Below are 13730 nucleotides of genomic sequence, written 5' to 3'. Positions count from 1 at the left end.
GACGGTCGTCAGACCGGGCTCGTCAGGTGCCTCAGGCGGCGGCCTGCAGCGACGGCTTGGCGCCGAAGCTGATTTCGCCGGACAGCTGGCCGCCTTCTTCGATCACGATCTTGCCGTAGCGGATCTTGCCGGTGACCTTGCCGGTCGAGTGGATGACGAGCTTCTCGCGCACGGTGAGGTTGCCGTCGAACACGCCGCGGATCTCGGCGATGTCGATCTCGGCCGAGCCCTTGAACTCGCCCTGTTCGGCGATCTGCATCAGGCGCGAATCCATCGTCGCCTCGACCAGGCCTTCGACCACGAGCGTGTCGCAATCGGTGATCTCGACGCCCTTGAGCTTGATGTTCGGGCCGACGGTGAGCTTGCTGCCGCCTTCCTTGGCAGCAGGCGCAGCCGCCGGGGCCAGGCCGGCCTGTGCGGTCAACGAGGAGGGATTGACGGGAGTGCCCGAGAGATTGGTGCCCGAACCAACCAGCGGTGCGGGACGGGACGTCAGCGAGTCGGTGTCACGATCACGCTTGCCGAAAAAGGGGGACTGTGTGGCCAATGGGGAGCTCCTCAAGAAAGGGGACTATCGTAAGAACGCACTCACGGCATGCGGCACTTCATTGCGCAATAAGCGTAACTGAATAAGTCGCCCGGGGCCCCTGACAATGCCCCGCATGACCCGCCTGATCCGACCGAACATCGAAGCCCTGTCCACGCCCGCCGCCACCGACTCGCGGTTCGACAAGCCCGCGCGCGGCTGGCGGCGCACGCTGTTCACCGTGATCTTCGAGGCCGACACGCCCGCCGGCCTGTGGTTCGACCTGACGCTCATCGCGGTGATCGTGATGAGCGTGCTGGTCGTCATCCTGGACAGCGTGCAGTCGATCCGCGACCAGTGGCGCCCACTGTTCAATGCCCTCGAATGGGTGTTCACGATTCTCTTCACGCTGGAGTACATCGCACGGCTGTGCTGCGTGAACAAGCCGCTGCGCTACGCGCTGAGCTTCTATGGCGTGATCGACCTGCTGGCATTGCTGCCGACCTTTCTCGTGGCCTTCGCGCCCGAGCTGGCGTACCTGATCGACGTGCGCATCCTGCGGCTGCTGCGCGTGTTCCGCATCTTCAAGCTCTCGCGCTATTCGGTGGAGTACCGCGCGCTGGTGTCGGCGGTGGCATCGAGCCGCCGGAAGATCACGGTGTTCGTGGGCTTCGTGATGCTGGTGGTGCTGGTGATGGGCACGCTGATGTACGTGGTCGAGGGCCCGACGCACGGCTTCACCAGCATTCCGGTGGCGATCTACTGGGCGATCTCCACCATGGCCACGGTCGGCTTCGGCGACCTCGTGCCCAAGACCGACCTGGGCCGCGCGATCGCCTCGGTGATGATGCTGCTGGGCTGGGGCGTGCTGGCCGTGCCCACCGGCATCGTCACGGCCGAGATGACGCGGCGCGGCGTCGACGACGACCTGGCGGAGCCGATCGCGCTGGCCTCGCGCGGCGTGCTCGCGCTGGCGGCGGAGCCGGCTTCAGGCAAGGCGCCGGCGAAGCGGCTCACGCCGTCGGCCAGACGACGCGCCCTTGCGCAGCATCGTCGAGGCGCGCGATGAAGGCATCGGCCTCGGGCTCAGGCAGCGCGAAGGCAAAGCGCACGTCGTCGCCGTGCTGCACGTCTTCGAGCACCGCGCCGATGGCGGCCAGCTCGCGCCGCACCAGCCCTTCGAGCGCGTAGGGCACGGCGCACTCCAGGTGGCGCTGGCGCACGAGCGGCACCAGCGTGGCGCCGAGCAGGGCCTGGGCCACGGCATCGGTGTAGGCCCGCACGAGGCCGCCGGCACCGAGCTTCACGCCGCCGAAGTAGCGCACCACGGTGGCGAGCGCGCCTTCCACCTGCTGGTGGCGCAGCACCTCGAGCATGGGGCGACCGGCCGTGCCGCCGGGCTCGCCGTCGTCGTTCGCGGCCGACTGGCCGCCGGCCATCAGGGCCCAGCACACGTGCGCAGCGCCCGGGTGTTCGGCGCGCAGCGAGGCGACCACCGCAAGCGCGGCCGCGCGGTCGGGCACCGGTTGCACGCAGCCGATGAAGCGGCTCTTCTTGATGAGCAGGTCGCTGTGAACCGGCTGCGCGAGCGTGAAGCTCATTCCGACCCGATGTCCGTGCGGTGCAAGGGCGGCGTGCTCAGCCGCCCCGCTCGAACTTGAACACCGCCGTGCTGGCGCGCGCGTTGGGCAGCCAGCGCACGTCGCGCCCGTTTTGCAGGCCGAAGGCGTCGAGCACGCGCAGGTTGTTCTTGCCGGCCAGCACCTCGAAGTCCTTGTAGGTGCCGACGCGGATGTTGGGCGTGTCGTACCACTGGTAGGGCAGGCGGCGCGTCACGGGCATGCGCCCGCGCGCCACGCTCAGGCGGTTGGGCCAGTGCGCAAAGTTGGGAAAGGCGACGATGCCGAAGCGGCCCACGCGCGCGGTCTCGCGCAGCATGACCTCGGCATTGCGCAGGTGCTGCAGCGTGTCGATCTGCAGCACCACGTCGAAGGTGGCGTCGTCGAACATCGCCAGGCCTTCGTCGAGGTTCAGCTGGATCACGTCGACGCCGCGGCGGATGCACTGCAGCACGTTGCCGTCGGCGATCTCCACGCCGTAGCCGGTGCAGCCGCGTTCGCGTTGCAGCAGGTCGAGCAGGGCGCCGTCGCCGCAGCCCAGGTCGAGCACGCGCGAGCCTTGGGGCACGAGCTGTGCAATCAGTCGTTGGTGTGCAAGGTCGCTCATTGGAATTCCTTGGCGACGCGTTCGAAGTACGAACGCACCACGCCCATGTAGCGCACGTCGTCGAGCAGGAAGGCGTCGTGGCCGTGCGGCGCGTCGATCTCGGCGTAGCTCACGTTGCGGCGGTTGTCGAGCAGCGCCTTCACGATCTCGCGGCTGCGCGCGGGCGAGAAGCGCCAGTCGGTCTTGAAGCTCACGAGCAGGAACTTGGCCGTGGCCTGCGCGAGCGCGGTGCTGAGCTGGCCGCCGTGGTGGCGCGCGGGGTCGAAGTAGTCGAGCGCGCGGGTGATCAGCAGGTAGGTGTTGGCGTCGAAGTACTCGCTGAACTTGTCGCCCTGGTAGCGCAGGTAGCTTTCGATCTGGAACTCGACGTCCTGCGTGGAATAGCGGTAGTCGAGCCCCGCCACTTCGCCTTCGACAGCGCTGCGCAGGATGCGCCCGAACTTGGCGTTCATCACGTCGTCGCTCAGGTAGGTGATGTGGCCGATCATGCGGGCGATGCGCAGGCCGCGCTTGGGCACCATGCCGTATTCGTAGAAGTGGCCGCCGTGGAAGTCGGGGTCGGTCACGATGGCGCGGCGCGCCACCTCGTTGAAGGCGATGTTCTCGGCCGTGAGGTTGGGCGCGCTGGCCACCACCACGGCGTGCCGCACGCGGTCGGGGTACTGCAGCGTCCACGACAGCGCCTGCATGCCGCCGAGGCTGCCGCCCATCACCGCAGCGAGCGTCCGGATGCCGAGCGCGTCGAGCAGCGCCGCCTGGGCGTCGACCCAGTCTTCGACCGTGACCACCGGGAAGTCCGCGCCGTAGACGCGGCCGTTGGCGGGGTTCACGTGCATCGGGCCGGTCGAGCCGAAGCAGGAGCCGAGGTTGTTGACGCCGATCACGAAGAAACGGTCGGTGTCCAGCGGCTTGCCCGGGCCCACCATGTTGTCCCACCAGCCCTCGGAGCGGGCCTGGCCCTCGTACACGCCCGCGACGTGGTGCGAGGCGTTGAGCGCGTGGCACACCAGCACCGCATTGCTGCGCTCGGCGTTGAGGGTGCCGTAGGTTTCGTAGGCGAGCGTGTAGCCGCTGATCGAGGCGCCGCTGCGCAGGGCCAGCGGGCCTGCGAACTGCATCGACTGCGGGGTGACGACCAAAGGTGACGACGACATGAATGAAAAAACCCGGCCTCGCCAAAAACGAGCCGGGTTCGGCAGCCGTCTTTAGCAGAATTTATAAAGCGCCCGCAAGCTGAAGCAAATCGGCGCAGGGCAAGTATAGCCCCGTGACTTTTTCCTGCTACCAGCCGACGATCATCACGACGCCCAGCACCAGGAAGATCGCCGCCGAGATGCCGTGCACGAGCTTGATCGGCACGCGCCGCACGATCTTGTCGCCCAGCCACACGACCGGCGCATTGGCCAGCATCATGCCCAGCGTGGTGCCGACGACGACCCAGGCGTAGTCCTGCGTGAAGCGGGCGGCCAGCATGACGGTGGCGATCTGGGTCTTGTCGCCCATCTCGGCCAGGAAGAAGGCGATCACCGTGGTGCCGAAGACGCCGAACTTCGAGACGCCGGGGGCGTCGTCTTCATCGAGCTTGTCGGGAATCAGCATCCAGACGGCCATGGCAATGAACGAGCCGCCCAGGATCCAGCGCAGCACCTCGGGGCCGAGCCAGCGCGTGATGTAGTTGCCGACCGCGCCGGCCAGCGCGTGATTGATGACCGTGGCGACAAAGATGCCGAGCACGATCGGCCAGGGTTTCCTGAAGCGCGCGGCCAGAAGAAGGGCCAGGAGTTGGGTCTTGTCGCCCATTTCGGCGAGCGCGACCACGCCCGTTGCAACGAGAAAAGCTTCCATGATGGATGTGGGGTTCCTTGGGCCGAAGGACGCAATTGACCGCACAACACCTTCGGCCATATTCCCGAAGTTGTGCGGTCAAAGGTCTCGCCAGGTGTGTTCACTGCACGCGCCATGTCCTCGTGGGGCAAGGACAAGTCTGTTGACGCGGACCCTTCTCGCATGCGGAAGGCGGCTACTCCCCAATGACCGGCAAATTGTAGCCGCATCGTCAATTCCCCCGGCTCAAACAGGTAGGCGTGCGCTAACTTCTACTAGTTTCGAAAGGTGCTACCTCAAGACGCAAATTCCTGCTTGCTTTTTTGATATTTCACCCATAATGCACGAGCATCCCTCTTGATTTTGGGCGGGAGCAATTCGGTGATCGGTCAGTTTCGCGCGGCTCGGCGGCTCTCGTTTGAGTGATGCTTTCGGGACTCCATCGCTTTTCTTGATGTGTTTATAGGAGTCCCTTGATGGGCAACAAACTCTACGTCGGCAACCTGCCTTACTCGGTGCGCGACGGTGATCTCGAGCAGGCCTTCGGCCAGTTCGGCGCAGTGACCAGCGCCAAGGTCATGATGGAGCGCGACACGGGTCGCTCGAAGGGCTTCGGCTTCGTCGAGATGGGCAGTGACGCGGAAGCACAGGCCGCCATCAACGGCATGAACGGCCAACCCCTGGGCGGCCGCAGCGTGGTCGTCAACGAAGCACGTCCCATGGAAGCACGCCCCCCCCGCAGCGGTGGCGGCGGCTACGGCGGCGGCGGTGGTGGCGATGGCGGTTTCCGCAGCCCCTACGGCGCAGGTCCCCGTGGCGGCGGCGGTGGTCGCAGCGGCGGTGGCGGCTACGGCGGCGGCGGCAACGGTGGGTACTGAACCCCGTTCACTCCTTCGCATGCCTCACGGCACACAAACACAAAAGGCTCCCTCGGGAGCCTTTTTCTTTGCCTGCGCGCTGTGCCCGCCGTGCAATCGGCGATGAAGCTCAGGCTTCGCCGCTGCGCTTCTTGCGCGCCCGGCCCTGCACCGCGCGGTCGAGCACGGCATTGGGCAGCAGGCGCATGACCTTGGCGACCACACCCATCTGCCACGGAATCACGCGGTAGCTCGTGCCAGCCTCGATGGCGCGCAGCGCCTGAGCTGCGAAATCCTCGGGCTGCATGAGAAAGGGCATGCCATAGCGGTTGCCCTGGGTCAGCGGCGTGTCGATGTAGCCCGGGCAGAGCGTGACGACCTTCACCCCGCTGTTGTGCAGTTCCCCGCGCAGGCTCTCGCAGTACGCGACCACGCCGGCCTTGCTCGCGCAGTAGGCGCCGTGCCCCGGCAGCCCGCGGATGGCGGCGACGCTGCCGATGCCCACGAGCCGCCCGCTGCCGCGCTGCACCATGGCCTGCACGAAGGGATGGAAGGTGGCGGCCAGCCCCACGTTGTTGACGGCGAAGGTGCGCGCCAGCACGTCGAGGTCCGAACGCTCGGCCGTGTCGATGCCGATGCTGATGCCGGCGTTGGCGATCACCACGTCGGGCGCGCCCTGGCGCGCGATGCAGTCGGTGCCGGCGGCCACGATGCTGTCGGTGTCCGCCACGTCGGCGCCGTAGACCTGGTAGCGGCCCGCGTCCAGTTGGCGGCCCGCCGCCCATGTTTCGATCTCGCCCGTGCGCCGCGCGACCAGCGCCAGCCGATAGCCCGCGTCATAGAAGCACGCGGCCAGCGCCTGGCCGATGCCGCTGGAGGCGCCGGTGATGAAGACGAGCGGTGCGGCGGTGGTCATGCGTGGATCGTCTCCCGGGAACTTGTTCTTGTGTGGCAGCCGCTCAGCGCGGCTTGCCTGCGGCGGCCGACGGCACCAGCACGCCGCGCACGCGGCCTGTGAGGTTGGCCACGCCGCTCAGGTTGTCGTAGTCGAGCGTATCGCCCGTGAACTGGTCGCTGCCGCGGATGAGCGTGACCGGCTTGTTCGACTGCACCTTCTCGGTGTCGAGGAACGCATGCAGGAACTCGCCGCGGAACTCCAGCCGCGGCGTGGCCTTGCCGCTCGCACTGACCGCGGGTTCGCGGATCACGATCGCGTTGCCGAACAGCTGGATCTCGCTGCCGTCGGAATTCGACAGCCCCCGGTTCGCCGACGAGCGCGTGACCAGCCCCTCGGGCGACACCGAGCGCATGCGCACCTGGTCGACCTCGATGGTGTCGGTGTCCGGGTAGTGCCGTCCCTCGGTGCCGTGCAGCTCGCTGCGCAGGTCGCCGTTGGGCAGGAAGTTCTTGATGACGAAGTCCCGCATGAAGTAGTCGGGCTCGTGCGTGGGCGCCGCCTTGACGGTGGGCTCCAGCAGCTTGGGCGCATTGCGCACCAGCCAGTAGGTGCCCAGCGCCACGCCTGCCATCAGGATGATCGGCAGGTAGATGGTGGTGCGGTCGAGCACATCGCGCGTGAGGTGCCAGGCGCGTCGCAGCTGCGGGCTCATGGTCGGGGGCCCAGGGCAGCGTCGAGCAGCGGGCGGTACTGGCCGCAGGCCGTCAACAGCAGGTCGCAGAACTCGCGCGCCGCGCCTTCGCCGCCACGCGCGGTGGTGACGTAGCGCGCCACGGCGCGCACTTCGGCGTGCGCGTTGGCCGGCGCCGCCGCGAAGCCGACGCGGGTCAGCACGGGCAGGTCGGGCCAGTCGTCGCCGATGGCGGCGGCCTGCGCCCAGGTGAAGCCGAGCTGCTTCAGCATGGCTTCGGCGGCGGGCAGCTTGTCTTCGGTGCCGTAGCGCACGTGCTCGATGCCCAGCGCCTCGAGCCGCACGCGCAGCGGCTTGGAGTCGCGCCCGGTGATCACGGCCGGCGTGATGCCGGCCTTGCGCAGCAGCTTGAGGCCGTAGCCGTCGAGGATGCTGAAGCGCTTGAGCGTCTCACCGTGCTCGGTGAAGTACACGCCGCCGTCGGTCAGCACGCCGTCGATGTCGAAGAAGACGATGCGCACATCTTGCGCGGCCAGCAGGGTCTCGGCCTGGAAATCAAGCGGCATCAGATGACCTTCGCGCGCATCAGGTCGTTGGTGTTCACCGCGCCGACGATCACCCCCGCGCCGTCGATCACGAACAGGCGGGTGATGCCGCATTGCTCCATGAGTTCGGCCGCCTCCACCGCCAGCGCGTCCACGCGGATGGTGCGCGGGTCGCGGTGCATGATGTCGGCCGCCTTGGGCGTGCGCAGGTCGGCGCCCGCCTCGATCAGGCGGCGCAGGTCGCCGTCGGTGAAGATGCCCAGCGCCCGGCCGTCGGGCTCGACCACCGCGGCGGCGCCGAAGCCCTTGATGCTCATCGCGCGCATCAGCTCGCTGACGGTGGCCGTCGGCGGCACGCACGGCACTTCCTCGCCCGAGCGCATGACATCGCTCACGTGCGTGAGCAGCTTGCGGCCCAACGCGCCGCCGGGGTGCGAGCGGGCGAAATCCTCGGAGCCGAAGCCGCGCGCATCGAGCAGGGCCACGGCCAGTGCGTCGCCCATGGCGATCTGCGCGGTGGTGCTCGCGGTGGGCGCGAGGTTCAGCGGGCAGGCTTCCTTGGCGACGCCGGCGTCGATCACGATGTCGGCATGGCGCGCCAGCGTGGAGTCGGGGCGGCCGGTCATGGCGATCAGGGGCACGCCCTGGCGCTTGACCACCGGCAGCAGCACGGTGAGTTCGTCGACCTCGCCGCTGTTGGAGATGGCGAGCACGAGGTCGACCGCCTTGATCATGCCGAGGTCGCCGTGGCTGGCCTCGGCCGGGTGCACGAACATCGCGGGCGTGCCGGTGGAGGCGAGGGTGGCGGCGATCTTGCGGCCGACGTGGCCACTCTTGCCCATGCCCATCACGACCACACGGCCGCGCACTTCCAGGATCTTGCGCACGGCCTCGACGAAACTCGGGCCGACGCGGGCCTTCAGGCCGAGGACGGCTTCGGCTTCGATGTCGAATGTGACGCGTGCCCGGGCCAGGATGGCGTCGGGGTCGACCACGTGGGTCGGGGCGGGGCGGGAGCTCATCGCCGGATTTTACGAGGCGGGCGCGGTCGGCGATCACATGGCCCGGGGAAGCCCGGGGCACGGACATTGCTCTAGCATCGGCGCCTATGTCTTCGTTCGATCTCACGCTGTTGTATCTGTTGGCCGCGGTGATCGGCGTGGTGGCCTGCCGGTCGCTCAAGCTGCCGCCGATGCTCGGCTACCTGACGGCCGGCGTGCTCATCGGCCCGCATGCGCTGGCGCTGGCGCAGAACTCCGAAGGCATCCGCCACCTGGGCGAGTTCGGCGTGGTGTTCCTGATGTTCGTGATCGGGCTCGAGTTCAGCCTGCCCAAGCTGCGCGCCATGCGCAAGCACGTGTTCGGGCTGGGCATGGCGCAGGTGCTGCTGACCATGGCGCTGGCCACGGCCGGCGCGCTGCTGATCGCCACGCAGCTGCCGCCGGCCTGGCAGCTGGGGTGGCAGACCACGCTGGCGCTGTCGAGCGCGCTCACCATGAGCAGCACCGCCATCGTGGTCAAGCTGATGGCCGAGCGGCTCGAACTGGAGAGCGAACACGGCAAGCGCGTGATGGGCGTGCTGCTGTTTCAAGATTTGGCCGTGGTGCCGCTGCTGGTGCTGATTCCCGCCCTGGGCGCGCCGCCCGAGGCGCTGGCCAAGGCGCTGGGCTTCGCGCTGGTGAAGGCCACCTTCCTCATCGGCGTGCTGCTGTACGGCGGGCCGCGCATCATGCGCTGGTGGCTCACGCTGGTGGCGCGGCGGCGCAGCGAGGAGCTGTTCATCCTGAACGTGCTGCTGATCACGCTGGGCCTGGCCTGGCTCACCGAGCTGGCCGGCCTGAGCCTGGCGCTGGGCGCCTTCATCGCCGGCATGCTGGTGTCGGAGACCGAATACAAGCACCAGGTCGAGACCGACATCCGCCCCTTCCACGATGTGCTGCTGGGGCTGTTCTTCATCACCGTCGGCATGTCGCTCGACTGGCACATCGTGGTCGAGCGCTGGCTGCTGGTGGCGGTGCTGCTGCTGGTGCCGCTGCTGTTCAAGCTGGGGCTGGTGACGGTGCTGGCGCGGGTGCTGGGCGCCACCTCGGGCGTGTCGCTGCGCACCGGCCTGTACCTGGCGCAGGCCGGCGAGTTCGGCTTCGTGTTGCTGGCGCTCGCGCAGGACCGCAAGCTGCTGCCGCCATGGCTGGCCAACCCCGTGCTGGCGTCGATGGTGCTGTCGATGCTGGCCACGCCCTTCATCATCATGTACAGCAACGCCATCGTGCGAAAGCTGGTGGCCAGCGACTGGCTGCAGCAGTCGCTGCAGATGACGAGCATCGCGCGCAAGACCATCAACACCGCGCAGCACGTGATCATCTGCGGCTACGGGCGCTGCGGCCAGAACCTGGCGCGCATCCTGGAGCGCGAAGGCATCCCCTACATGGCGCTCGACCTGGACCCCGACCGCGTGCGCCAGGCCGCAGCCGCCGGCGATTCGGTGGTGTTCGGCGACGCGGCGCGGCTGCAGGCGCTGATGGCCGCGGGCCTGGCGCGCGCCAGTGCGGTGGTCGTCACCTACCTGGACGTGGGCGGCGCGATGAAGGTGCTGGCCAACACCCGCGCCCACGCGCCGCACGTGCCGGTGATCGTGCGCACCCAGGACGACCACGACCTCGAGAAGCTGCAGGCCGCCGGCGCGACCGAGGTGGTGCCCGAGGCCATCGAGGGGTCGCTGATGCTCGCCAGCCATGCGTTGGCGCTGGTCGGCGTGCCGATGCGGCGCGTGATCCGCGTGGTACAGGACCAGCGCGACGCGCGCTACAACCTGCTGCGCGGCTACTTCCACGGCGCCGACGACGACAACGCCGACGAGATCGACCACGAGCGCCTGAACAGCTTCACGCTCACGCCGGGCGCACGCGCCATCGGCCAGACGCTCGGACGGATTGCGCTGCCGACGCTGGGCGTGCGGGTGGCCAGCCTGCGCCGCCAGGACGGCCAGGCGCGCGTGCCGGCCGACGACACGCTGCTGTCGGACGGCGACACCTTGGTGCTGTCGGGCAAGCCCGCCGCGCTGGCGATTGCCATCGAGCGGCTGCAGAAGGGCTGAGCGCGCCGGCGCGGGCTCAGTTCAAGAGCGACGGGTTGCGCTTTTCCTCTTCGATGCGCTGCTGGCGGCGCACCGCCTCGCACTGTGCGTGCGACCTGTACTCGGGCTTCACGCACTGGGCCGCCATGCATTGCGCCTTGGCGATGAAGTTGCGGTCGCCGCATTGGGCCTGCGGGTCGGCCGGCGGGGCCGGAGACGCGGGCGCAGGTGCCGGGGCAGCCGCCACGGGCGCCGCGGCTGCTGGAGCCTGGGGCGTCGGCGGGGGAGGCGTCACCGGCTTGCGCGGCTTCGCGACGGGTGTCGGCTTGGGTGCGGCTTCCGCCGGCTCGGTGATCGCTTCCGCGGGCGGCGCTTCGGCCACGGGCGGCTCAGGCTCGGTCGCGACCGGCGGTGCTTCGACCACCGGTGGCGTCGCGGCGGGAGCCGGCGCTGCGACAGGAAGCGGTGCCACGGTCGGCTCGGGCGCCTTGCTGCCGGTCCCGTAGCCCAGCCAGCCCGCGACCACCAGCAGCAGCGCGACCGCGAGCAGCCCCAGCCACAACCCGATGCCGCGCGGGCGCAGCACCGGTTCCGGCGGCTTGATGCGCTTGACCTTGATCCGCGTCTTTGGCCGGTCGGCCCGCGGGGACGAGGGCAAAGACGATGCGGCACCCCCGCGTCCCGGCGCGACGATCACGGTTTTTTCATCCGCGGGCGGAGGAGGTGGTGGCGGCTCGGGCCTCCAGCCACTGGACGCCGGCGACGACGCGCGCTTCGACTCGGCAGGATCGAACAGCGGCGCGGGAATGGTCGGCGCACGCAACTGGGCCGGCGCGGTGGTGGCCCATTCGCGGTCGGCAGGACTGGGCGCCGGGGGTGGCGCGTGGTCGGCGGCCGACAGCCGGCCACCGCAGTTCCTGCAGAAATTGGCACCCTCGCGGTTGTCCGCGTCACAGACCGGGCAGATCAAGGCCATGGCTCACCAGCAATTCTCGGGATCGGAAACGAAGACTTGTTCTTGTTGTTGCGGCGGCTGGCAGCGCGCGGCGAGCCGGAAGCTCAGCTCAGGTGACTGCTACCCGCTTGGAGCGGTGCGCCATGCGCTTGGCGATCACGGCGCCGAGCGCCATCGCGATGTCCAGCGCCATGTTGGGCTGGCGGTTCGACATTTCGGAGAACCGCACGGCGGTGAGGCGCCACACGCGCCCCGCGCCGGTGACCACCACGTTGGCCGCATGCGGCTCGCGCGAGAAGAACGAGCCTTCGCCCACCACCGAGCCCGGCGACAGCACGGCCAGGCGCATCTGCTCCTTGCTGCTGACGCGATGCACGCTGATGGCGCCGCTTTCGACGAAGAACACCGAGCGGTCGTGCGTGCCCTGCGAGATCAGCACGTCGCCGACACCGGTCTCGATGGGCTGCAGATAACCCGCGAGCGTGTCCCACTGCGCGACGCTCAAGGTCAGCGCGAACGCGTCGGCGCTCAGGTTCTCCGCAATGGAGCGGCTCAGGTTCTGGATGGACATGTTTTTCTCGACCCCCGCAAGTGATCCGAAGTATCCGCGAAGGCCCCGAGGTTCGGCTACAACTGTTTACGCTTTCCCCAGCGAAGCGCACGCATGTGTCGCTATTTCCCGATACAGAAGCGCGAAAAGATGACCCCCAGCAGGTCGTCCGCGCCGAACTCGCCGGTGATCTCGTTGAGCGCGTTCTGCGCCAGCCGCAGCTCCTCAGCGAGCAGGTCGAGCAGCTGGGCCTGCGCCGCCAGGTGGGCGGCCGCCAGCGCGAGGTGCGTCTCGACGCGGGCCAGTGCCTGCACGTGGCGCGCGCGCGCCAGGTAGACGCCCTCGGGCACGGCCTGCCAGCCGGCCATCGCCAACAGCTGGTCGCGCAGCGCCTCGATGCCCGCACCGGTCTTGGCCGACAGGGCGATGCCTTCGGACGGCGGCGCGGCCGACGCCGCAGCGTCCTGCTTGTTCCACACATCGAGCACCGGCACGCTCGCCGGCAGCTTGCGCCGCAGGCCGGCCAGGATCTCGGCGTCGGCGGCGGCGTAGTCGGGCTGGCCGGCGCGCGTCAGGTCGTGCAGGAACAGCACGGCGTCGGCGCTTTCGATCTGGCCCCAGGCGCGCGCCACGCCGATCTGCTCGACCTCGTCGGTGCTGTCGCGCAGGCCGGCGGTGTCGGCCACATGCAGCGGCACGCCGTGGATCTGGATGGTCTGCGAGACCACGTCGCGCGTGGTGCCCGCGATGGCGCTCACGATGGCCAGCTCGGCGCCGGCCAGCGCGTTGAGCAGCGAACTCTTGCCGGCGTTGGGCTGGCCCGCGATCACCACCTTGATGCCTTCGCGCAGCAACGCGCCCTGTTTGGCGCGCTGTTGCACGGCGGCCAGCTGCGCCTCCAGCCGTTGCAGCTGGCCGGTCGCGTCGGCTTTCTGGAGGAAGTCGATCTCTTCCTCGGGGAAGTCGAGCGTGGCCTCGACCAGCATGCGCAGGTGGATCAGCGCGTCGCGCAGCGTGTGGATCTCGCGCGAGAACGCGCCCGACAGCGAGCGCCCGGCGCTGCGCGCGGCGGCCTCGGTGCTCGCGTCGATCAGGTCGGCGATGGCCTCGGCCTGGGCCAGGTCGATCTTGCCGTTGAGAAAGGCGCGCTGGCTGAACTCGCCCGGCTCGGCCACGCGCAGGCCCGGCAGGCGCGGGCGGCCGGTGGCCGGATCGACTTCGGCCGCGGCTTCCAGGCAGCGCGACAGCAGCAGCTGCAGCACGACCGGGCCGCCGTGCGCCTGCAGCTCGAGCACGTCTTCGCCGGTGTAAGAGTGCGGCGTCGGGAAATGGATCGCCAGGCCGTGGTCGACCGGCTCGCCCAGCGCATCGCGAAAGGGCAGGTAGGTGGCTTCGCGCGGCTTGAGGGCGCGGGCGCACAGCGCCTGGACCAGCGGCGCCAGCCGGGCGCCCGACACGCGAACGATGCCGACCGCCCCGCGCCCCGGGGCGGTGGCGATGGCGACGATGGGATCGGTGGTGCGGGCGAGGGTCATGACAGCGCGATTCTTTCAGCAAAAAGCAAAGGGCCGCGGATGCGGCCCTT

The 13730-nt window shown here is 69.0% G+C and carries 15 protein-coding genes and 1 riboswitch; of the genes, 3 read left to right on the top strand and 12 right to left on the bottom strand.

The genetic code is table 11. From position 1 onward, the window contains the following. Nucleotides 1-31 precede the first annotated feature (31 nt). On the bottom strand, nucleotides 32-547 hold the full coding sequence (locus tag AC07Y4_RS05810) for a bactofilin family protein (RefSeq protein ID WP_062473600.1): 516 nt from the start codon (nucleotides 545-547) through the stop codon (nucleotides 32-34). Between the two features lie 115 nt (nucleotides 548-662). Here AC07Y4_RS05810 and AC07Y4_RS05805 point away from each other — a divergent pair, with 115 nt between their 5' ends. Further along, a complete protein-coding gene (locus AC07Y4_RS05805) occupies nucleotides 663-1595 on the top strand; it encodes an ion transporter (RefSeq protein ID WP_159279256.1) in 933 nt (310 codons plus the stop codon). Here AC07Y4_RS05805 and AC07Y4_RS05800 read toward each other — a convergent pair. The 4 genes from AC07Y4_RS05800 to AC07Y4_RS05785 form a co-directional block, all read right to left on the bottom strand. Beyond that, on the bottom strand, nucleotides 1540-2127 hold the full coding sequence (locus AC07Y4_RS05800; RefSeq protein ID WP_487847705.1) for an IMPACT family protein: 588 nt from the start codon (nucleotides 2125-2127) through the stop codon (nucleotides 1540-1542). The genes AC07Y4_RS05805 and AC07Y4_RS05800 overlap by 56 nt on opposite strands. A gap of 37 nt (nucleotides 2128-2164) precedes the next feature. After that, nucleotides 2165-2752, bottom strand: a complete 588-nt coding sequence (metW, locus tag AC07Y4_RS05795) for a methionine biosynthesis protein MetW (RefSeq protein WP_070063357.1) — start codon at nucleotides 2750-2752, stop codon at nucleotides 2165-2167. Further along, on the bottom strand, nucleotides 2749-3906 hold the full coding sequence (gene metX / locus AC07Y4_RS05790; protein WP_487847706.1) for a homoserine O-succinyltransferase MetX: 1158 nt from the start codon (nucleotides 3904-3906) through the stop codon (nucleotides 2749-2751). Before metX ends, metW begins: the two co-directional genes overlap by 4 nt. A gap of 127 nt (nucleotides 3907-4033) precedes the next feature. After that, entirely contained in the window at nucleotides 4034-4597 is a 564-nt protein-coding gene (locus tag AC07Y4_RS05785; RefSeq protein ID WP_095747370.1) for a TMEM165/GDT1 family protein, read from the bottom strand. Between the two features lie 9 nt (nucleotides 4598-4606). Beyond that, nucleotides 4607-4793: riboswitch (yybP-ykoY riboswitch) on the bottom strand. A 259-nt stretch (nucleotides 4794-5052) separates the two neighbouring features. Between AC07Y4_RS05785 and rbp the strand changes: the two genes are divergently transcribed. Beyond that, entirely contained in the window at nucleotides 5053-5454 is a 402-nt protein-coding gene (rbp, locus tag AC07Y4_RS05780) for an RNA-binding regulator (protein ID WP_495269350.1), read from the top strand. 109 nt (nucleotides 5455-5563) lie between these two features. On the opposite strand, the gene AC07Y4_RS05775 is transcribed toward rbp, so the two are convergent. From AC07Y4_RS05775 to AC07Y4_RS05760, 4 genes are read right to left on the bottom strand one after another with little or no spacing between them, the layout of a single operon-like run. Next, nucleotides 5564-6349 (bottom strand): SDR family oxidoreductase, encoded by a 786-nt coding sequence (locus AC07Y4_RS05775; RefSeq protein WP_487847707.1) that lies wholly within the window; start codon nucleotides 6347-6349, stop codon nucleotides 5564-5566. Between the two features lie 43 nt (nucleotides 6350-6392). Next, nucleotides 6393-7043: an LPS export ABC transporter periplasmic protein LptC gene (lptC, locus tag AC07Y4_RS05770; protein WP_062473614.1), complete on the bottom strand. Its 651-nt coding sequence runs from the start codon at nucleotides 7041-7043 to the stop codon at nucleotides 6393-6395. Continuing rightward, nucleotides 7040-7588, bottom strand: a complete 549-nt coding sequence (locus AC07Y4_RS05765; RefSeq protein WP_062473615.1) for a KdsC family phosphatase — start codon at nucleotides 7586-7588, stop codon at nucleotides 7040-7042. Before AC07Y4_RS05765 ends, lptC begins: the two co-directional genes overlap by 4 nt. Beyond that, nucleotides 7588-8589 carry a KpsF/GutQ family sugar-phosphate isomerase gene (locus AC07Y4_RS05760; protein ID WP_144004542.1) on the bottom strand — a complete coding sequence of 334 codons (1002 nt, stop codon included), beginning with the start codon at nucleotides 8587-8589 and terminating at the stop codon, nucleotides 7588-7590. The genes AC07Y4_RS05765 and AC07Y4_RS05760 overlap by 1 nt, the downstream gene beginning before the upstream one ends. A gap of 86 nt (nucleotides 8590-8675) precedes the next feature. On the opposite strand from AC07Y4_RS05760, the gene AC07Y4_RS05755 reads away from it, so the two are divergent. Further along, nucleotides 8676-10661 (top strand): monovalent cation:proton antiporter family protein, encoded by a 1986-nt coding sequence (locus tag AC07Y4_RS05755; protein WP_487847708.1) that lies wholly within the window; start codon nucleotides 8676-8678, stop codon nucleotides 10659-10661. 16 nt (nucleotides 10662-10677) lie between these two features. On the opposite strand, the gene AC07Y4_RS05750 is transcribed toward AC07Y4_RS05755, so the two are convergent. From AC07Y4_RS05750 to mnmE, 3 genes are all read right to left on the bottom strand, one after another. Then, nucleotides 10678-11616, bottom strand: coding sequence for a zinc ribbon domain-containing protein (locus tag AC07Y4_RS05750; RefSeq protein ID WP_487847709.1), 939 nt, complete (start codon nucleotides 11614-11616; stop codon nucleotides 10678-10680). 88 nt (nucleotides 11617-11704) lie between these two features. Then, nucleotides 11705-12166, bottom strand: a complete 462-nt coding sequence (locus AC07Y4_RS05745; RefSeq protein WP_095948399.1) for a Crp/Fnr family transcriptional regulator — start codon at nucleotides 12164-12166, stop codon at nucleotides 11705-11707. Nucleotides 12167-12267: 101 nt separating this feature from the next. After that, nucleotides 12268-13680, bottom strand: coding sequence for a tRNA uridine-5-carboxymethylaminomethyl(34) synthesis GTPase MnmE (gene mnmE, locus AC07Y4_RS05740; RefSeq protein ID WP_487847710.1), 1413 nt, complete (start codon nucleotides 13678-13680; stop codon nucleotides 12268-12270). Between the last annotated feature and the right edge of the window lie 50 nt (nucleotides 13681-13730).

Source organism: Variovorax sp. GW460-12-1-14-LB1 (genome assembly GCF_059423605.1).
This window is presented reverse-complemented; position numbering and strand designations above follow the sequence as displayed.

Bases quoted from the DNA above. Each gene is read 5' to 3' on its own strand.
- AC07Y4_RS05785 (WP_095747370.1), bottom strand. From the start codon at position 4,597: ATGGAAGCTTTTCTCGTTGCAACGGGCGTGGTCGCGCTCGCCGAAATG.
- AC07Y4_RS05805 (WP_159279256.1), top strand. From the start codon at position 663: ATGACCCGCCTGATCCGACCGAACATCGAAGCCCTGTCCACGCCCGCC.
- AC07Y4_RS05800 (WP_487847705.1), bottom strand. From the start codon at position 2,127: ATGAGCTTCACGCTCGCGCAGCCGGTTCACAGCGACCTGCTCATCAAG.
- AC07Y4_RS05750 (WP_487847709.1), bottom strand. From the start codon at position 11,616: ATGGCCTTGATCTGCCCGGTCTGTGACGCGGACAACCGCGAGGGTGCC.
- AC07Y4_RS05755 (WP_487847708.1), top strand. From the start codon at position 8,676: ATGTCTTCGTTCGATCTCACGCTGTTGTATCTGTTGGCCGCGGTGATC.
- rbp (WP_495269350.1), top strand. From the start codon at position 5,053: ATGGGCAACAAACTCTACGTCGGCAACCTGCCTTACTCGGTGCGCGAC.
- metW (WP_070063357.1), bottom strand. From the start codon at position 2,752: ATGAGCGACCTTGCACACCAACGACTGATTGCACAGCTCGTGCCCCAA.
- AC07Y4_RS05760 (WP_144004542.1), bottom strand. From the start codon at position 8,589: ATGAGCTCCCGCCCCGCCCCGACCCACGTGGTCGACCCCGACGCCATC.
- lptC (WP_062473614.1), bottom strand. From the start codon at position 7,043: ATGAGCCCGCAGCTGCGACGCGCCTGGCACCTCACGCGCGATGTGCTC.
- mnmE (WP_487847710.1), bottom strand. From the start codon at position 13,680: ATGACCCTCGCCCGCACCACCGATCCCATCGTCGCCATCGCCACCGCC.
- metX (WP_487847706.1), bottom strand. From the start codon at position 3,906: ATGTCGTCGTCACCTTTGGTCGTCACCCCGCAGTCGATGCAGTTCGCA.
- AC07Y4_RS05765 (WP_062473615.1), bottom strand. From the start codon at position 7,588: ATGCCGCTTGATTTCCAGGCCGAGACCCTGCTGGCCGCGCAAGATGTG.
- AC07Y4_RS05775 (WP_487847707.1), bottom strand. From the start codon at position 6,349: ATGACCACCGCCGCACCGCTCGTCTTCATCACCGGCGCCTCCAGCGGC.
- AC07Y4_RS05745 (WP_095948399.1), bottom strand. From the start codon at position 12,166: ATGTCCATCCAGAACCTGAGCCGCTCCATTGCGGAGAACCTGAGCGCC.